General features: G+C 54.7%; 18 protein-coding genes and 1 pseudogene. 4 read left to right on the top strand and 15 right to left on the bottom strand.

Going from position 1 to position 17,843, the window contains the following annotated elements:
• Positions 1–31: 31 nt before the first annotated feature.
• The 5 genes from HF650_RS25500 to HF650_RS06485 form a co-directional block, all read right to left on the bottom strand.
• On the bottom strand, positions 32–466 hold the full coding sequence (locus tag HF650_RS25500) for a hypothetical protein (RefSeq protein WP_256433038.1): 435 nt from the start codon (positions 464–466) through the stop codon (positions 32–34).
• A gap of 8 nt (positions 467–474) precedes the next feature.
• Entirely contained in the window at positions 475–1,191 is a 717-nt protein-coding gene (locus HF650_RS25495; RefSeq protein ID WP_187801678.1) for a host specificity factor TipJ family phage tail protein, read from the bottom strand.
• Between the two features lie 2 nt (positions 1,192–1,193).
• Positions 1,194–1,706, bottom strand: coding sequence for a hypothetical protein (locus HF650_RS06495; protein ID WP_187802817.1), 513 nt, complete (start codon positions 1,704–1,706; stop codon positions 1,194–1,196).
• Positions 1,707–1,833: 127 nt separating this feature from the next.
• Positions 1,834–2,256 (bottom strand): putative T6SS immunity periplasmic lipoprotein, encoded by a 423-nt coding sequence (locus HF650_RS06490; protein ID WP_187801677.1) that lies wholly within the window; start codon positions 2,254–2,256, stop codon positions 1,834–1,836.
• Between the two features lie 126 nt (positions 2,257–2,382).
• On the bottom strand, positions 2,383–2,790 hold the full coding sequence (locus tag HF650_RS06485; RefSeq protein ID WP_346014250.1) for a type IV secretion protein Rhs: 408 nt from the start codon (positions 2,788–2,790) through the stop codon (positions 2,383–2,385).
• 464 nt (positions 2,791–3,254) lie between these two features.
• Here HF650_RS06485 and HF650_RS06475 point away from each other — a divergent pair, with 464 nt between their 5' ends.
• From HF650_RS06475 to HF650_RS25225, 3 genes and pseudogenes are all read left to right on the top strand, one after another.
• Positions 3,255–3,443, top strand: coding sequence for a hypothetical protein (locus HF650_RS06475; protein ID WP_187801676.1), 189 nt, complete (start codon positions 3,255–3,257; stop codon positions 3,441–3,443).
• A 117-nt stretch (positions 3,444–3,560) separates the two neighbouring features.
• Entirely contained in the window at positions 3,561–3,896 is a 336-nt protein-coding gene (locus tag HF650_RS06470) for a helix-turn-helix domain-containing protein (protein ID WP_187801675.1), read from the top strand.
• Positions 3,779–4,282: pseudogene (locus tag HF650_RS25225) on the top strand (integrase); the annotation flags it as partial. The gene HF650_RS06470 and the pseudogene HF650_RS25225, both read left to right, overlap by 118 nt.
• 339 nt (positions 4,283–4,621) lie before the next feature.
• On the opposite strand, the gene HF650_RS06465 reads toward HF650_RS25225, so the two are convergent.
• The 3 genes from HF650_RS06465 to HF650_RS06455 form a co-directional block, all read right to left on the bottom strand.
• Positions 4,622–4,978 carry a hypothetical protein gene (locus HF650_RS06465; protein ID WP_249118866.1) on the bottom strand — a complete coding sequence of 119 codons (357 nt, stop codon included), beginning with the start codon at positions 4,976–4,978 and terminating at the stop codon, positions 4,622–4,624.
• A 29-nt stretch (positions 4,979–5,007) separates the two neighbouring features.
• Positions 5,008–5,247: a DNA polymerase V gene (locus tag HF650_RS06460; RefSeq protein WP_187801673.1), complete on the bottom strand. Its 240-nt coding sequence runs from the start codon at positions 5,245–5,247 to the stop codon at positions 5,008–5,010.
• A 205-nt stretch (positions 5,248–5,452) separates the two neighbouring features.
• Entirely contained in the window at positions 5,453–6,739 is a 1,287-nt protein-coding gene (locus HF650_RS06455; RefSeq protein ID WP_187801672.1) for a tail fiber domain-containing protein, read from the bottom strand.
• Between the two features lie 151 nt (positions 6,740–6,890).
• Here HF650_RS06455 and HF650_RS06450 point away from each other — a divergent pair, with 151 nt between their 5' ends.
• Entirely contained in the window at positions 6,891–7,142 is a 252-nt protein-coding gene (locus HF650_RS06450) for a hypothetical protein (RefSeq protein WP_187801671.1), read from the top strand.
• A 5-nt stretch (positions 7,143–7,147) separates the two neighbouring features.
• On the opposite strand, the gene HF650_RS06445 is transcribed toward HF650_RS06450, so the two are convergent.
• From HF650_RS06445 to HF650_RS06415, 7 genes are read right to left on the bottom strand one after another with little or no spacing between them, the layout of a single operon-like run.
• Positions 7,148–8,101: a hypothetical protein gene (locus HF650_RS06445; protein WP_187801670.1), complete on the bottom strand. Its 954-nt coding sequence runs from the start codon at positions 8,099–8,101 to the stop codon at positions 7,148–7,150.
• Positions 8,101–11,862, bottom strand: coding sequence for a phage tail protein (locus HF650_RS06440; protein ID WP_187801669.1), 3,762 nt, complete (start codon positions 11,860–11,862; stop codon positions 8,101–8,103). The genes HF650_RS06445 and HF650_RS06440 overlap by 1 nt, the downstream gene beginning before the upstream one ends.
• A gap of 53 nt (positions 11,863–11,915) precedes the next feature.
• Positions 11,916–12,515, bottom strand: coding sequence for a tail assembly protein (locus HF650_RS06435; protein ID WP_128482559.1), 600 nt, complete (start codon positions 12,513–12,515; stop codon positions 11,916–11,918).
• A complete protein-coding gene (locus HF650_RS06430) occupies positions 12,515–13,225 on the bottom strand; it encodes a C40 family peptidase (RefSeq protein WP_187801668.1) in 711 nt (236 codons plus the stop codon). The genes HF650_RS06435 and HF650_RS06430 overlap by 1 nt, the downstream gene beginning before the upstream one ends.
• A 1-nt stretch (position 13,226) precedes the next feature.
• Complete coding sequence (locus HF650_RS06425) at positions 13,227–13,985, bottom strand: phage minor tail protein L (RefSeq protein ID WP_187801667.1); 759 nt, start codon at positions 13,983–13,985, stop codon at positions 13,227–13,229.
• Complete coding sequence (locus tag HF650_RS06420) at positions 13,982–14,320, bottom strand: phage tail protein (RefSeq protein ID WP_187801666.1); 339 nt, start codon at positions 14,318–14,320, stop codon at positions 13,982–13,984. The genes HF650_RS06425 and HF650_RS06420 overlap by 4 nt, the downstream gene beginning before the upstream one ends.
• 2 nt (positions 14,321–14,322) lie before the next feature.
• Positions 14,323–17,787, bottom strand: a complete 3,465-nt coding sequence (locus HF650_RS06415) for a phage tail tape measure protein (protein ID WP_187801665.1) — start codon at positions 17,785–17,787, stop codon at positions 14,323–14,325.
• Positions 17,788–17,843: the final 56 nt, after the last annotated feature.

Genomic DNA, 17,843 nt, shown 5'->3' with positions numbered 1-17,843 from the left:
GTAGTTCCGCCTAGATTTGTTTTTTTCTCGGCTATCGTCCATGAGTCAAGTCGAGTTCTGCTTGGGTGGCTATTACATACCGGGACGGAGACTGCACCGTATAACCGTCAAAGATATTGAGCTGAATGGCTGGTATGGATGCAGAAAAACCGAAGTCTGTATCTGAACGTGGATAAGCTGGATATCGCGCAGTGGTGTTCCCCAACGAGTCGGTGATAACAACCCACATCCCACTGTCAAAGGTGATCCGCTCACTTGTATCGAAGTTGTTACCGGAGCGGGCGATAATGTAGCCTTCCTGCTGGTTGATATCGTACGTGTCGGTGAAGATGATCATGTCGCCAGGATAAACATAGTCCCCGTCGGCAAGTACCTTTCCCGACATCCGCAGGCGGGAGAAAAGCAACTTCCTCACCTCCAGAAGAGCCCTGTCACGCGCCTGAGCCTCATTTCGACAACCGTTCAGCGTTATCTTTAGTGGCGTTTGCGCAGCGGCCTCAACAATTCCCGCTGCTGTAATGCGGTAACGAAGGTAGTTTTTTTATTGGTTAGCGGGCTGACATACTCCACTTCAACGCCGTCATACTGGCCCGGCATACGCATGTCATATGTGAGCCTGAACTCTTCTCCCTTCTTATTTGATCGGTTGAAGAGCGCTGCTGGCGTGGTGCGTTTCTCTTCACGACTGAACGTCAGAACACCGTTATCCCAGAAGGCAATGACGCGAGCTGCGTTGCAGATCATCTCCACGCGCGCGCCGAGAGAGACATCCTCATCGTCAAAGGTGTAATCGAAGTAACCGAGTTCAGCCGGCGTAATGCTCCCAGCGATTCGATAGAGTTCATACAGGTCGATCGTTTTCTCGGGTTGTTCCCCCATGACCAGCCATGTATGCGGGACAGCATCAGCGAAATTGCGCGAAGGGCGCAGTGTATAATCCACCATCCTTGTCGCCAGGTCGTAGCTGATGGTGTGGCGCTTCACCAGCGCATTGTATTTCCTGTCACGAACGCCAGTGGCCTGCTCCGTCGCCTGAACCGTAACCCGGACGAAAGTATCGTCAGCATGCACCTGATTCTGCAGAATCCGCACAGAGTGAATTTCGGCGATCTGCAGGCTATTGCTGTCGCTGGAGTTGTTGGCTTTGAGAATGGTTACAGAGTACCGACCAAACCCGCCGGATGGCGTCACCTTCACAGTCTTGTAAATGACGTCAGATCTGCCGCGGCTGTTAAAAAGATTCCTGTCAGGGTCTGCGTAGTGCCCGGAACCTGGCTGTTATCGTCATACACACTCCAGAGCGTTATTTTGTAATACGCTCCCTCTCCGTCCCCAAGTTGAGCCATGAAATGAATCCACAGCTCACTGCCCGCCAGCGGCGAGAAGAACGGCCCCGCCGCAAGCGCCTGGTTATCATTGAGAATAAACTTGGTGGTGTTAACAGTGGCGTTTGCCGGTGTGTTATTGACATCCGTACCGGTGAGGCTATTGAAATAAAATGTGTAATATTTAACCGGATTCGTCACTGAACCGTCATCTGCCTGAGTGACGTTGATAAGGTCTACCGAAACCTTAATATCCTTTGTTACGCTTCCACTTGCCGTGCCATAGGTAACGTTGACCAGCTCAGGCTGGCTACGTTTCATCTTTCCGGTGAAGGTTTCTTTTGATGTGGTGGTAATGGTGATTTGGTAGGTGTCGGACATGTTATTGCCCTTATGGTTATGCCATTACGATGGGGCTGCCCATTGTGATGGCAATAAAAAACCGCCCGGAGGCGGCTTTGAGGTACGCAGAGTTAGTCGATCATGATTCGGAGTTGGTATAAGTTTCTTATTGGCTGATCTCACTTTTATCTAAAACGAGCTGGTGAACCCTGCCGCTGGTAAGTTCAAAGCCCACGACAACATGTCTTGAAGCACCAGAATTACTTTTTGATAAGGAGGTAAGCAAATATTCGACGATGTAAGGCGTATCAGGTGTAAATGAGTAGAATGTCGGTGGGATGCACAGACTCCCATTTCTGACCTCAAGAGAGGGGTGTTCGCGATACCATCTTTCTTTATGAGGCGTTTTTCTTGGGGCAATAATTATAATAGAAGGTTGAAAATCTTCAGATTCTGGCACGTTAAAACACACGTCATTTGAAATCAGTTTTACTTTTGTTGTTTCACTCGGGGTTAATCTGTCACCTTGTCCAGGGCAGCCACTCAGAAGGAAAATAGAAAACAACCATGCTTTCGAGAATTTAAACATTCGGAAAACCCCTCAGCGTATGTTTGTACCGCCCACTAACAACGGCCTCGTCAAGCTCGCCATCATACGATACGACATCATAGTTTTTACCCCTTAACACCAGCCATTGAGCGTAGCCAAATGTCTCTAAGAAAAATGATCAGCAATTATTTGCGCTTGCTGCTCTAACGGGTACTGTCTGAGGGTTCGTTTATCCAGTCCATACCGATAGCTTACGGCCCAACGGAAAAGACCACGAAGCTTTACATACATTCCTTTCTCACGCTGCCAAACGTGGCTCATTTCATGGATGAAAAGGTATTGCATATCAGCAGCTGCTTTAGAAAAATCGTCCTGGTACCAGTAACGAAAATAAAGTTCCCCATTCGGGGCCAGCGCTGCGTATTGGTTTTGCATCCCTAAAGGCAAATAACTGTCATGATGAATCCAGACTTTATGATATTGGATAGAATCGCCAAACACAGACTTAGCCAGTTTTATCTCACCCAGCCTCAACAATCGTAAGCTACCCTCTTCTTGCGCTTGCTGCGCCATATAAAACTCCTGTTAATGGCCTTACAGAACCAGTAGATGACATTATCATAATGTCATTAAAATCAGACGCATTGTTGAGTTATCCGCAGAACATGCAGAAATGCTGTAGTTGGATATGTCATGGTCGATTCCTTTCAGGAAGATAAACCTGTCGCACAGAACAACCGTCACCCGAAAGGCCGCAATGATGCCATCGGTTGTTCTCAGGCTCAGCTTTCTGAAAGGCTCGGGTTAGTGTTTGCGCGTGCGAGGCGCATAAAAAAGCCCCGCAGAAATTGAACGTGAAAAATGGGTTGATGACCGGGCGAGAGAATTATCGCCCTCTTCCCGGAAACACCGGCACAACTCGTCACCTTCTCTATCCCACCAGCAAACACGCCTTACGCCGGTCTCAGCCACAATAACGCAACCGAAGCTTATAACGACTTCGTGACGGCTGTTGATTACGCCCAGGCGGATTACGAGTGGGAACACCGCACCGGCTACTGGTTAATGACCTCAATGGCGAAGGCTTGCTCATTGCCTGGCGCGCTGAATGGATGAGCCGTGGCGTTCCGACCGGCAAATGGGAATGGATATTCCAAATTGAGGGCATTCAACACGCCGACATTCATATCGTGGAATGGTGTGAATACCCAGAACCTACCCTGTGACGCAAATTAAAGGCGATTCACTGAGTCGCCTGTTGGGTGCTAAGCACCGATAAGAACTATCTATCATTCCTTGATGTTTGCCGCCTGCGGGCGGCTTCTTTTTGCCTGGAGTAAACCATGGTTTCTGAAAAGCAAATCACTGCGCAGCAGGCGGCGGAATTCCTGATCGTGTCTCCTCGCACTATTTACCGGCTGATTGATTCCGGTCAATTGGCCGGGCAGAAGATCGGGAACAAATACCGCACAACCGATGCGGCTTGTATTGCGTATTTACACGCCCGGCGCGATCCTGTTGCAGCGAGCGCGGGTGAACATAAAGGAGAAGTTTTATGTCAATCACCCTCAGGGGCGGCGTCTGGCACTGTCATTTCGTTACGCCGTCAGGGAAAAGAATTAGACGATCTCTTGGTACGGGGGACAAAAAGCAAGCGCAGGAGCTGCACGATAAGTTAAAGGCTGAAGCGTGGCGGGTAGATCAGATTGGTGATTTACCGGCGAGGACGTTTGAGGAGTGCTGCATCAGATGGCTGCGCGAGAAGGAAGATAAACGGTCACTTGACGATGATCGGACAAAGATAGAGTTTTTCCTGCAGCATTTCGCAGGGCGTGACATCTCCACCATTACTGCTGAACAGGTTAATGATGCGGTCTCGAAGATGATCAACCGCCGGCATCTTCGTACCTGGCAAACGCGCCGGGATTCTGCTTTGCGGAAAGGAAGGGAGCCGCCTCCATACGTAGCGAAGCCGGTGAGCCAGGCAACAAAGAGCCAGCACCTGTCATTCATGCGCGAATTACTGCGTGCTGTGGCGTATGTCTGGGGCTGGATTGAAATCAGTGTAACCTGCTGATTTTAAATGCCCTACAGGATTCAATATAGACATATAATTATTTGATTTTTAATATTAAATATAAAATTCACTTTATCAAATACCCCCAGATGTACCCCCATAATATTAAAGCTAACGTTGATCGCCAGTAACAGGGTACAGAGTTATGATGTAGAAATATGCGTATCCACACAAAACCGCTTGTTCCGGTTATTCCATTTGCATATTTGGAACTACTTCATCTCAAAACGCATAATGCCTATGTGGTCGCACGAAAATGAATAACGTGTGATCAACGGCTCACCCTCTCAACGTGTAGTACTCGATGGGTGAGCTACCTGTGCAAAATTACATCACAGGGCAGTAGTCAAACTCCCCAGTCCTGGCATCGTTGATGATGTAGGTGATCACCCCTTTGAATACCAGGCGGCCGTCGTAATCATCACTGGTCATCGGGTAAGTGATTTCTGGTCGATCCAGCTCCTCCAGCCTCGGTCGCGGGTGAAGCCGCAATCGCAGCATACGCATCTGCTCATCCAGATGGCACATCACTATCGACCCGTCTAACGGAGTGACCGACATGTCCAGAATCAGCAAAGCCCCCTTCTTTATTGATTCGCGCCGGGACTCGGCGCCGGCGCGCAGGAAGTATGTCGCGGAAGGTACACGAATCAGCTCATGGTCGAGAGATATCTTTTCATCCATGTAGTCAGTAGCTGGCGAAGGGAATCCCATCACAGACCTCCGTTCGGGTTGTACATCATGAACGTGCGGAGCTCTCCCTCTTGTTGAGAGATATCTTTGAAGGTGCTGACGTGTCCCTCAATCCACTGGTTAGCCTCGCGCGGCGTCCAGTCCCAGTTAAACGTGAGCAAAACCTTCAAAAAATCTGCCGTGGTTACCGTTCGCCGTCCGCTCGGCTCCATCACTATGGCCTGCCTGAATGCTGTCTCAATATCGTCTCTTCTTGGCATGATATGCACCTTCATTAATACTGTTTATATACACAGTATTTTGAATTTCAGAGCTTATCAAGACGAAGCGGCAAGAAGATTTGTCAACGGCTTGAACCGTCGGTAATTTTTCTTAAGTTAAATCGTCTTTCGACTAAAATTAAAACAGCCCCGTAGCCTGCACCAGACAGGCACGGAATGTAACTGCCCCGTCGCCGGGGCTTTTTTACGATCCCTGCGGGTTCAAAGTTTTAATTTCTGCTTCAAGCTCGCTGACGCGCCGCAGAAGTTGTTGCACGACAGGCACCAGGTAAGCCGCGCCGATTTCACCGGGATCTATCATCTTCCCGTCCTGAATTACAATGTCGCTGCCATCCAGCCCTGGAATCGTCAGAGACGTAATTTCAACCAGTTCCGGATCCAGCGCTTCAATGTTCTGGGCTCTGAAACCAACTTTTATCTGCTCCGGTCGCCACTTGAACGCATATCGTATCGGTCTCACTTCGCTGATAAATCTAATCGCCTCTTCTTCCGTAATTTCCCGGACGATATTTTTTACTCGCTCGTCGGACGCCCCCGGGGAAATAGTGCCGTAAGTGGTTTTGATTGCACCATCACTGTTACGGAATATCCATACCCGATCTGTGGAAGATCCATCGGTAGAAATCATTATCGGTCCTGAAGCGTTGAAAGATCCGTCATCACCTACCAGGTAGCCGTATGTGGACTGAATATTCCAGTTATTTGTGGCATTTCCGAGCCGGGTAAGGTTCAGGTTAAAAGGTTTCACTGCCGTGCCCAGAGCGCCACCCAAATCAAGTTTAACTGATGCCCCTCCAGACAAGCGTGAATTGATGGAGCCGCGGGGAGCGATTACTCCGGAAAAACTTGTAACATCATTATTATCACCGGCAGAGGCCGCACCTAAATTTACGCGCGCATCCGTACTGCTTTTTGCACCTGTACCACCAAGTGAAACGGGAACTGTCCCCGTACTGTCCACTATGCCCAGGTTTTTGCGCGCATCATCTGCCGATTTTGAACCGGTTCCGCCCTGCTGGATACTCAGTGCAGTGGTCAGCCCGCCCAGGCTGGTGATGTCAGTGTTAGCCCCCTTCTTCGCCAGCGTCTTCTGGCCGGGAACGGTGACAGGCTGACCGTTAATGGTGATGGTCACATCTCCACTGCCGTTCATCACGTCAGCAAAGCCGCCCATGTACCGCTGGTACATGCTGAACGTCTCGGCAATATCCTGTGCCAGGCCATCCACGCTCAGGCTGTCGCTCAGCAGAATGGCGAATTTAGTACCTGCGGGAATAGCCGGGCTGGCTGCCGGTGATACCGTGAGGGTGGTCGCGTTACCAATGGCTGTGATCTGGAATACCTGCACGGGGCTGGTCATGACCAGTACGGTGCAGCCATTACGGATGAGTGAGCCAGCCTGGGTGAAATTTGTGCCTGTGCCGGTCAGGGTGTTGCCGCTGACCGCGATGGAGCCAGTTGTGTAAATCATGTTTTCTCCGGGCATGGCGCCAGAATACGGCGCGCGTATAAACGATCGATAAAGTCGATCAATCAGGAAATATTGATCTGTTTAATCTATTTAGCGCCTGACCAGGCGGCCAATAGAATGGATTCACATCCATACTGTTCAGGGAATAAAGATGAAAATAATTAACGCTGCGGCGGTTGTGCTGGTTTCGTTAATGGCATCAGGCTGCGCCAGCAACACGCCGCCGCTGTGCTATAACGGGGCGGTGGTGATGAAAAGCCGGGTGGCGGTACCGGTATTCGGCATAAGAAAACCGGTCAGCACCACCGAATATCTCTCCGGCGGCAGCTTTGGTTATCAGTGGGTTGAACGGAGTGCTTTCACGGATACATCGTCCTGCGACAGGCTGCCGCTGACGGAGTGATAATATCAGGCCAGGCCAAGGGCATATCTGTAGTACTGGTCATAGAACTGCGTGTCGATATACCCCACCCCGCCACATGCCCACCCTTTCATTCGCCTGCCCTCGTCGGGACTGCTGATAAAGGTGCTCTGGAATACTTTTCCCACCTGCACCTTATACCGGGTCCCGTCATTTCCCGCTGATGCACACATAAAGTTGCTGTACCCCGTCGGATAAGCCGGGTCCTGCGGCACGAAGATATGCGCCGTGACGCTGGACGACACCGCCAGCGGCGTATCACTGGTGATATCCCCGTTTGTGAGCGGAATAACCTGAAGGGGAAGGCAGTTGCTGTGCCAGACCATCTGCCCGTCGCGGTAAAGATAGAACCCGTAATCCGGAATGTTCGCGAGAATATTTGAAAACACATACACCCGGCATCCGGTCTGGTTGCTGCCGTCCGTGGGAAACTGCAGTGCGTGATACCCGCTGACCGTGGCGGGCTTCCACCAGCAGATATCCATTGCCGCTCCGGTATGCCGGTGAAAGCACATGACCGGGTTACCCGCCGGAACCTGCGTCTGCACGGTCCGCGCGCCGGCCGGCACATCTATAATCTGGCGCAGGCACAGCGGCACATAATTCGGGGCCAGCTTGACCGTCCTCACCCCGTTCAGGTACTGGAAGAGCTGAAAGCCAAAATAGTCACTCTGCGTGCCCGCCACCGGGCTGCCGTACACAATCAGGGTGACGGCATTATTAACGTTCCACGACACGGTTAATCCACTGACACTGACGCTGTAGGTTGCCCCGGTTAACTGCCCTCCCATAAAGTCATTCACGATGGCATACGTCAGTTCCACCCCGGCCAGGGAGTAGGTTTTACTCCCGGTACCGGTGATGGTGATGACATCCAGAACATAACTGGCCGCCATGGCGTTGATGGCGTCAAAGCTGGTACCCGCAATAAACATCTGCATTATAAGCGTTGCCCCATAACGGCTGCCGGCCGGTTTTGTGCGTCAAAAGAAATGATGCGGTTGTTCGTTATCTGCATGCGTCCCTGGCCCGATACGGCGCCGTTGACCTCAAACGTTCCGTCCGCCTTCATGATGGTTCCGGTCTTCCCGGCCACATAGTTGGCGGAATACCACGATCCCACCCGGGCGAGGGTGATTGACGCGTAATTGATAAAGGCTTCGTTGATGAAGGTCTGCCCGTTCTGCACCACGAACGGGAGGCTTACCGTTCCGCCTGCCTGTGTCATGACAGCGAACCGATCTGCCAGAAAGAGCACCTGCGACTGCATGCCCGCCGGTGTGTTCTGCACGCCGATCCCAATCCCGGCGGCATACTGACGCCCGTTCGCATCCACCCCCACCTTGATGCTGTACATTGCATTCAGATTCCCGTTGATGTCAGCCACTGCCTGGGCATTCTGGACGATTGCCGCCTGCTGACCGTTTAACGTCACTGACAGCGAGTTGATTCTTGTCGCGGAGACCTGTGAAAAATCCGCCATGGTTCTGGCAAAATCAGTGGCATTTGCCGTGCCGCCGCCCGCGCTGGCATCCAGCATTCTGAGCGACTCGGCAACGGCCTGGCTGGCATCCGCCATCACGTTGTCGACACGCTCAATCCCGGCCTTGTTGTCGCCGTACTGCACACTGAGCAGATTCCGGGTGTTGACCTGCGCCAGCGTGTTGGTGATCAGCGCGATGGAGTTGCTCTGTATTCCCCCTCTGATGTCACTGCCGTCTATGCCCGCGATCTCTGCCGAAATCTCCTCAAAGCGCGAGGCGGTAGACGAGTCCAGATCCGTCACGGTCTGCGTCAGCGCTGTGACACTGGCCCTGTTCTCTTCCGTCTGCGCGGTAAGCTGATCGACAGCTGTCGCCCGTGCCTCGGTTTCGTTTGCCAGCGCCTGGCGCACCTCGGTGATGCCGGCGGCGTTCTGAGCTGTCTTTGCCTCCAGGCGGATCACATCCGTAACGCGCGCCTCGGTCTCGGTGGCAATCACCTCGCGCAGCTGTTCGAACCGCGCCGAGTTAGCACCCTGCTGGGCTGACTGACGTACCACCACATCAGCGATCGCCAGGGCATTACCGATAATGGCTTCTGCCGTCTGGCGGTTTGCGCCTGCCGCCGCAGCCAGGTCAGCGGCGTTCTGCTTCACTGCCTCTGCCAGGTCTGCGACCGCCTGGCTGCTCTCCACGGCGTTCTCGATGAGGTCTTTGAACAGGTCGGTGTCCTTGATTTGCGCGAGCACCGCCTCTGTAATGTCGGTCACATCGGTGCTGGACTGGCCGCGAACCCAGTCGGTATAACCGGACTCGTTGCCGGTCCTGTCCACCAGCTGGGCGCGGTACCAGAAAATCTGCCCGGCCTTAAGCCCCATCTGCTGATACCTGCGCAGCGGATAAGGCACGTCGGCCAGCAGCATGGCATCGTCTTCACTGCCGGTCAGGCTGTACTGAATTTCCGTCTTAAGCGTGTCGTCCGTGTTTGCCGGGAATCCCCAGGTAAGCTCAATGCCAAACACCACATTTTCGGAGGCGGTAAAACCCACTGGTTTCGGCGGATTGCCCACTTTCCCGGTGAGTATGACCTCGGCAGATGTCGCCCATATCGACGACACATCGCTGGCGTTCACCGCACGCACCCGCACCAGATAGCGCCCGGCGTAGATACCCGGCACTTCAAAACCGAGAGAGGAGGTGCGCGGTACGCTCACCCAGTTGCCGCTGTCACGGCGCCATTCTGCCTCATAGGCAATTGCCCCTTTTACAGAATCCCAGGCCACACGCATGGTGGTGATCGCGATGTTCTGGCTGACCGTCGAGTAACTGTCGACAACGATATTTTCCGGCGGCGCCTGCACGCCGGGCGGAATGACGCTGACCGGCCTTTCATCGAGCCGCGCGCCGTTATCGACCGCGGCGTAAATATCCGGGCTGTACGTCGCTCCAGTGACCTCGAAAGTGCCGTCATCGTTGTCACGGGTGCCGGTCACGCGAAAGAGCGCGATAAACAGATCGTCAGCATCCACTCCCCAGCAGCACTCCGCCTCAGGCGTTTCGCTGTAGGCCGTGGTGACGGTGACGATATTGCCGTTAACCGCCTGCACGGTCCGGGCCTGCGCCACCCCTGACGGCAGGTTGAGAAAGAGCCGGTTGCCGGCGCTGACATCCGCGGCACGGTCGAGCGTGATATTACGACCGCTTACCGCGCTGACCCTGCCGCCAATCACTCTGCCTGCCAGCTCGTTCGCGGCCACGCCAATCACCTCACCGACAGGGGGAACATCCATACCCGTGCTGAAGGTCACCACCTCACCGATGCCGTTGGTGAGCAGCGCCCAGCGCCCGCGCCGGTTTGCCTCTGACTGCCGGGTGCAGCCGATGGCCGTCATTTCGAGCTGGCTGTAATCAAAGCGCATCGCCAGATCTTTGTCATAAACGACTTCGGGCGTGTCTTTGTAGTGATTCGCCGGATCTGACCAGTTAACCAGCGCGGCGGTGTTGCGGGTGGTTTCGCTCGGATCGGCGAAGGTAAACTTTCCGTCGACCACACTGGCGTGGTTATAGATGTGCCAGATATCGCGGGGCATATCGGCCAGCACATACAGCTTGTTGTCGCCCCAGTAGGTCATGCCGCGGAAGATACCGGCAAGGTCGCGCAGCACCGTCCACGCGTCATTGCGCTCCTGAATGTAGACGTTGCAGCGAAAACGCGGTTCCGTGCCGCTGCCACCTTTGCCATCCGGTACCGGCTGATCGCAGTACTGCGCGATGCGGTACAGCTCCCATTTATCAATCTGGGTTGCATCAATCCTCTGACCAAGCCCGAAGCGCTCATTCAGCACGATGTCGTAATAAATCCACGCCGGGTTATCGGTCCATGCCCATTTAAACCCGCCTTCCCAGGTGCCGGAGTAGGTTCGCGTGTCAGGGTCGTAAGTATCAGGCACGCGAATAATGCGCCCCTTCGGATTGCACACGACCTGCGGGATGCCGTTCGGGAACTGCTTCGCATCAAATTCAATGTAGAGCAACGCCGTGTTAGGGTATCGCAGCTTCGCATCGATGATTTCGGTGACCGCCTCAACGCGCATACTGTCCACAACATTTATCGTCGTTGAGTCAGGCGTTATCCGGCGCACGCGCAGCTGCCAGCCGGTGGTGGCTTTTGGCAGGTCGATACGGTGACTGCGCTCATAGAGGGTGGTGGTCTTGTCATCGACAGCGCCGTTGACCACCGTCACATATGTGCCGCCGTCGGCAGACAGGTCGATCGCATACTCAACGCGGGTACCCACCTTATCGCCGTTGTCTTTCTGGTTCAGCAGCGAGGGCCAGCCCAGGCGGATGCGCAGGGCTGAAAGCTGGGTATTTGAGACAGAGCGGACATACGGCACGGCAGCTTTGAGTTCGTAGGCGACCTGCAGCTCATTCTCAACGCCGGGAAAGCCCTGAATATAGCTCTGGTCCTGAGTGCCGGAGCGGAACTCATATTTTACGTTGTTGAAGTTGTAACTGCCGTCGGCATTCTGCAGCGGGGTATACGATGACGCATCGCCAAGATAAATGCTGCGCCCGTCCAGGCCGCCGGCGAACTCCCCCTCGCCGAGCGCGACAAGGATTTTCGCTCTGGCTATCGACTGAATACTGTCCGGGGCTTCTACCGGCGTGCGTGTCTTGGTGCCACCGCCCTTGCGCCCTTTAATCACTGTGTTCGTCATATCGCGCCCATAAAAAACCGCCCGCAGGCGGCTTAAAGTAATCACGTACCGGCTTACTGCTGATCTTCTGCATAAATGCCGGCTGAAATGATGGCTCCCCCGATCTCACGCTGGCCATAGAGCAGAGGGACAGGGTTGCCGCTGGCGGTGGTGTTGACCGGGCCGCCGAACGCATAGGAAGGCTTGTTATCCGGATCCTGACGCATCCTCATCCCCGCCACCTGCGGCGACAGCAGCTGAACCACGCCGCCCAGCGCCATCGATGCGCCGACCAGCGCAACATTCAGCGCGACCCCTTTACCAATAAGCCCGGCCCCGGCAGGGCCAAGGGCGATACCTCCGGCAATCAGGGCAGCCCCGAGCACCGCCTGGAAGATGCCGGCACGCTTGCTGCCGCGGATCACCGGGATAATGCGCAGCTCATCGCCCGGACCGAGAAGCGAAAACTCTTCCTGACCGATGTTCCGGCGATCGCGAAAGATAACGAAGTCGAGTCCTCTGGCACGCGCCTCGCGGAGATAATCCTCAAAGCCGTCCACCGTGCTGGACAACGCCCTGAAAACCTCGCTGGCAGAGGACAGCGCCCGGCGGTGAGTGCGCCCGAAACGCTGCGCCATCGACCCGCTCAGCTTGATAACGGTTCGCTTTTCCATTACATCAGATCCCTGTACCGTAAAACTTTGATGGTGCGGTCACGGTAATAGCCGCCATACGGAATGCGCTGGCTGAGCTGCCCGTACAGGTGGTGCAGCAGCATGTTGCCTTCCAGCAGGACGCCGGCATGATTCGGCACGCTGGCCTGCACCTGCATGATGACCATATCGCCGGGCCGGGAGGGGCCGTCAAACTCCCTGAATCCGCAGTCGTGCCAGTTATCCATATAGAGGTTTTCGCCCTCCTCCCACCAGTGGCGATCGACGCTGTAGTCGGGCAGCGCGATACCGTGTTCAGTGCGGAAGTAATCCCGGATAAGGGACCAGCAGTCAGCATGCCCGAGAACAAACTGACGTCCGGTCAGCGGGCGATCGCCGCGCGGCATGATGGTGCGGATATCGCCTTCAGGCCATGAAGCAATCACCCACGGCACTTCGGTCGCGTCGCACATCAGCATGTCGAGTTCACTCGGCTGCGTCGTGGCACCGTCGCCGGGGTGGCTGTGCACCACAGCAACCACCGTGCCCTGCTCTTCGGCTGCCGCGTAATCCTCCGGTGACAGTTCAAACTGCTCCTCCGGGGAAGTAGCCAGATTGCGACAGGCGACATACTTCTCAACCCGTCCCTTCTGGATCACCACACCGCAGCATTCAGCCGGGAACGCCTGCGCCGCATGCGCCAGAATCGCGCTGATTGTCTTGTCCCGCATGTTACCCCCTCAGAAGTGATGCGCCTGGCATCCCGCCAAAATCGACTTCGTTTTCGGCCCCGAATCGCGGCTTGCACCCGGTGGACAGCAGACCTGAACACACGTCTTTCGAAGGATCGTCGACCGGGTTACCGTCCTTATCAAACCAGCCATTCTGCCCGGCATAGGTACAGCCGCTCCCGGTTTTGTACCAGCCGCGCATGCACCAGGTGCACATGGGCTGGATCTGGCGCGTGGGAATAAGCTGCCCCCGCAGATCTGCCGGGCTGGACAGCTCAAACTCCACAGTTTCATCGTCCGAACTGGATTTACGGTCGATGTAGTAGACCTGCCTGCGCTCCTCTGTCGGGTTAGCGGCAGGATTACCGCCGGCGAAATTACGGGCATCAAGGTAATGGGCAAATGTGTCGTGGATGATCACTTTTGCCTTCGCCATTCCCTGAAAGCGGCGACAGAGCGCACCTATCGTTCCGGAGATATTTGCCACGGTCAGTGTAGGGCGGGCGCTCTGCCCGTCGCTGCTGACGGACAGGCCGGTCAGTTCAAAGGGCCACGCACCGTACTCCAGCCCCTGCCACCAGACCGATTTCGGCTGGAGCTTCGACGCATCGCCGCCCGCAGCAATGATCTCGGCCTCTGTGTGAGGGAGGGTTTCGTTATGAAACCGCAGAATGCCGGCGCCGAAGGCCTCGCCGTCAACCTCGATAAGACGGACGCGGCTGCCCGGCTCCAGCTTCTGGACATCAGATGAAATGCTCATGGATGGTATGCCTGAATGAATGTGGTGCTGAGGGTGTAAAGATCTGCGCCGTGTGTGGCAATCTGAATAGATTCAGACCGCCATAACCCTGCGGGCTCCAGGGGCGGCTTCCAGATGAAGGACTTCCAGCCGGCATGCCGCTTCAGAAACGCCTTTATGGTCAGGATATAGGCTTCATCGCCGGTAAAACTCACGCTCCATTGCGGGGTAACCGGGTTGATGCCGTCCCCGGCCACCTGCGTATAGTTATCCCCGAACTGCGCCTTACGGGTGCGGAAACTGGTATCAGCCTGCGCGGCCACCTTCGGGCACCAGGAGAAGGTCTCAACTGCCATGGTTACGCTCCTTTCAAAAGCCGCCACAAAGGCGAGCCCGGCATGCTGGCCTGCTCATTAATCACCGTCACGATTGCATCCTTGAGTTGCCTGCCGGCAGTGGCGGCTGCTCCCTGCCCTGCCGTGGACTGCGCACCGCCATTGATGTTGATATCGCCAAACGACACGGACGGGCCACCGCCGGAAAACTGCGGCGCGCCGACTGCGCGAACGCCGAGCGAACCATCCGCCGCGCGCGTGAGCGGCATAATTGCCTCCGGACCTGCTTCGCCAAACACCCCGCCCCCTTTCGCAAAGGCAAAGAGCTGTGGGGTCTGGTAGACACCACCGCTGTAGGCACTGAGGGAGGGTGAGTCGTAGACGCCACCTTTGGCGTTGAAGGTGAAGTTTGACGCAGCGCTCTGTATGGCCGTCCCGCTGCTGGCCGTTGCGGCAGATGAAGCACCAAAGCTGAAGAGTGAGCCGAGAGAGCTCGCGGCATTCGCGACCATCATATTAACAAGGACGGTCTCGATAATTTTCAGCACGTTCATGCCCCAGTCTTTCCAGCTGTCGAGATTTCCGTTGAGCATGTCGGTAATGGTGGTCACTGCCCCGCCCATGGCCTGCTTCATCCCGTCCGCAGCCATCGCGGAATAGTCGGTCGCCTCATCCACCCAGTTCGCGTAGCCCTCAGACATGCCTGTCAACCAGTCACCGCGCTGCGCATCGGAAGCGGTGTAATACCCCTCCTGGTCGCGCAGCCGCTCTTCCAGATAGCGTTTGTTGAGTGCCAGCCCCTGCTGGTAGAAGGTTTCATCTATATCCCCGGCCTGCCGCTGCCGGAGCAGATCGGTATTCTTCTGCTCAAACTCCTTGCGGATATTAAACTGCTCCTGCATCCGCTCACGGAACCGGGTGCCCTGACCGTAACCGATGAGCTGTGCATCATTGGCCGCCCGGGCGCTGGCGTTGCTGTCGCCGAGATTCGCCTCGTAATTACGCAGCAGCTCGCGAAGTTTGACCTGATCGATTAACGCAGCGTTGCGCATCAGTTCAGCCTTCTGCGCCTTGTCCAGGGTGGACAGTTCACCTTCAACCACCTGGTATTTCACTCTGGCAAGTTCGGTGCTCTGGCCCTGCAGGGCGATCTGCTCCTTCTGCTGCTTAATCATCCTTTTATAAGCATCAGCGGCCTTTTCTTCATCCGTCTTTGGCCCTTTGGGCTGTTTTTTGTTGGCCTCGTTATTGCGCCATTCTTCAAGCCCGTTATTGATGTACTCAAGGCGGTTGGTCTGGAATTGCGGATCAGCCGTCAGGCCGAGTTCATCAGCAGCATAGCCAAGCCGTGCGCGCTCTTTTGCCTCGCCTTTCAGGCGGGACAGGGCCAGTTCGCGCCGGCTTTTTTCGAGCGCATCGGTCTGTTTCTGCGAGGCTTCAGCCTGAGGAACACGCAGGGGTGCCAGTGTCATTCCCTGACGGGCCATCAGTAACTGATTGCCGAGCCCGAGCAGCTGGTTAAATGTTTGATGCTGACCGTTCATCATCAGCAGAGACTGATAAGAAGCATTCTGACGCCAGGCCTGTTCACGTATCAAATCATTTCGGCGGCGGTCAATCTCTTCCAGCACCTGCTGAATACTGGTTGATTTCTCCCGCATCAAATTAAGCTTATTTTCTTCAACGGTTAATTGGTCGGTAAGAATGGCGAGCGCTCTAACTATATTCAGATCATTCTCTTTAGTAATCCCGGGTTGAGCGCGTGCCTTATTCAGATCATCGATTTGTCTTTTTACCGCTGAAATAGCTTTTTGCTGCTCTCCAATTAAGCGATTTTCCTCAACTAACGCATCAATAGTTTTACCGCGATTTTCATCTGCTTCAGGTAAACTCATTGCTCGCGTTTTTTGGCTCACCTGATCAATAGTTCTGGCATATTCCTGTGCCGACTGCCGGGCCTGCTCCTGAGACTGATACATTGCATACCAGGCTCCCGCACCGAGCATAACGAGCCCCGGAACACCACCTATCAGGCCAAGCGCGCGCCCCATCAGTCGGGTTCCTACAGAGGTGACACTATTCAAGTTATTTTGAGTACTTACGCGGTTAGCTATATTACGATCTCGCGCCGCCTCAGCGCTTGCGAGGCGTCTTTCCGCGGCTGTCTGCGCATCATTATTTCGGATTACAGCAAGTCCAGAACGAGCTCTTTCAAGCGCGGCTCTGGCCCTGACTCTCTCTGCAGCCGTTCCGCTAGCGATAGCAGTCGTTAAACGTGACTCAGCGGCAGTAACTCTGGCTTCAGCTGCAGCTATTTTTTCCTGCTGCGCTGCCTGAACATCAGCGCTCTTTGCTCTCTGTAATCCTTGCTGCGCCCGATAGACATCAGCCCTTGAGGCAGCCACAGCAGACTGGGCCGCTTTGTCCTGTGCTACAGCAAGGGCAACTTCTGATTTTGCGGCAGAGATCAGCGCTGAAGTTGCGCTTGTAGCACTTGTGACAATACCACCTAAATATTTCGCAAGTCCCACACCAATCAAACCACCAGCGACGGTGGTGATAGTGGACATATTATCAGCAACATCATTCAGCGCCCCGCTTACTGCTGACGACGTTAATGAATCCAGCGTACCTGCGACACCATTAAGGCCGCCCGATAAAGCCTGAGTTGCACCCGTTGCCTGATTGATACCGCCAACCCATGCCATAAAGGAGTTTGTCACTTTTTGCAGGGAGCCTGACACGGTTTCAGGCATGGAGCCAAATTCGCTCTGCAGGGTTCCAAGCTGGCTCACTAATGCGGGGACAACCTTGTCGATCGTTAATTTTCCCTGATCTGCCATCCCCTTGAGGTCTTTTCTGGCAACGCCCATTCCAGCAGCAAGAGCGCGAATGACTCGATCACCCGCCTCGTTTACAGCGTTAAACTCTTCCCCCCTCAGAACACCCTGGGCCAGTGCCTGACTAAACTGGGTGATTACTGAACCAGCCTCCGCAGTACTGGCGCCCGAGAGCTTGAGGCCCGTGCTTACTGCCTCAGTTACCTTCAAAACTTCATCTGAGCTGTAGCCGAATTCACGCATTGAAGCGGCGGCACGCGCAAAAAGAGCAGCATTATCAGAAAATGCGGTGCCCGTTCGCTGGCTGATCTCCATCAACTGCCGCTGCGATATCGCAAAATCGTCAGCTGATGAGGATGCCTGTTGAAGGCGAGCATTAACTGAGTTCCACTCATCTGCAATCTGGACGATTTTACCCGTTGCAAAAGCAGCTGCTGCTGCAGCGGCGGCTTTACCTGCAGAGGCAAATCCATCAGTGAGATCTGACAATGCCCTTTCACTTTCTTTAGCGGCAGCTGCGGCTTGCCGCCCTCCGTTTTGCATTGTTCGATAGTAATCTGCACCCATGCGCGAAGCTCGGGTGATCTCAGACTGGAATGAACTGGAATCAGCAGAAATTTTTATAATTAGCTCGCGCAGGGTTGCCACTATTAACTCTCCATAAATAAAAAAACCTGCCGCAGCAGGTTTTATAGTTGATAATA

This window comes from Kosakonia sp. SMBL-WEM22, from assembly GCF_014490785.1.
Taxonomy (GTDB): Bacteria; Pseudomonadota; Gammaproteobacteria; order Enterobacterales; family Enterobacteriaceae; genus Kosakonia.
The sequence above is the reverse complement of the archived record's forward strand: the minus strand, read 5'-3'. Positions and strand labels throughout refer to the sequence as shown.

Excerpts from the sequence above, each read along its gene's own strand:
- HF650_RS06445 (WP_187801670.1), bottom strand. The coding sequence starts at position 8,101 with ATGCAGATGTTTATTGCGGGTACCAGCTTTGACGCCATCAACGCCATG.
- HF650_RS06425 (WP_187801667.1), bottom strand. The coding sequence starts at position 13,985 with ATGAGCATTTCATCTGATGTCCAGAAGCTGGAGCCGGGCAGCCGCGTC.
- HF650_RS06470 (WP_187801675.1), top strand. The coding sequence starts at position 3,561 with ATGGTTTCTGAAAAGCAAATCACTGCGCAGCAGGCGGCGGAATTCCTG.
- HF650_RS06495 (WP_187802817.1), bottom strand. The coding sequence starts at position 1,706 with ATGTCCGACACCTACCAAATCACCATTACCACCACATCAAAAGAAACC.
- HF650_RS06485 (WP_346014250.1), bottom strand. The coding sequence starts at position 2,790 with ATGGCGCAGCAAGCGCAAGAAGAGGGTAGCTTACGATTGTTGAGGCTG.
- HF650_RS06450 (WP_187801671.1), top strand. The coding sequence starts at position 6,891 with ATGAAAATAATTAACGCTGCGGCGGTTGTGCTGGTTTCGTTAATGGCA.
- HF650_RS06430 (WP_187801668.1), bottom strand. The coding sequence starts at position 13,225 with ATGCGGGACAAGACAATCAGCGCGATTCTGGCGCATGCGGCGCAGGCG.
- HF650_RS06465 (WP_249118866.1), bottom strand. The coding sequence starts at position 4,978 with ATGGATGAAAAGATATCTCTCGACCATGAGCTGATTCGTGTACCTTCC.
- HF650_RS06490 (WP_187801677.1), bottom strand. The coding sequence starts at position 2,256 with ATGTTTAAATTCTCGAAAGCATGGTTGTTTTCTATTTTCCTTCTGAGT.
- HF650_RS06435 (WP_128482559.1), bottom strand. The coding sequence starts at position 12,515 with ATGGAAAAGCGAACCGTTATCAAGCTGAGCGGGTCGATGGCGCAGCGT.
- HF650_RS06440 (WP_187801669.1), bottom strand. The coding sequence starts at position 11,862 with ATGACGAACACAGTGATTAAAGGGCGCAAGGGCGGTGGCACCAAGACA.
- HF650_RS06420 (WP_187801666.1), bottom strand. The coding sequence starts at position 14,320 with ATGGCAGTTGAGACCTTCTCCTGGTGCCCGAAGGTGGCCGCGCAGGCT.
- HF650_RS06460 (WP_187801673.1), bottom strand. The coding sequence starts at position 5,247 with ATGCCAAGAAGAGACGATATTGAGACAGCATTCAGGCAGGCCATAGTG.
- HF650_RS06455 (WP_187801672.1), bottom strand. The coding sequence starts at position 6,739 with ATGATTTACACAACTGGCTCCATCGCGGTCAGCGGCAACACCCTGACC.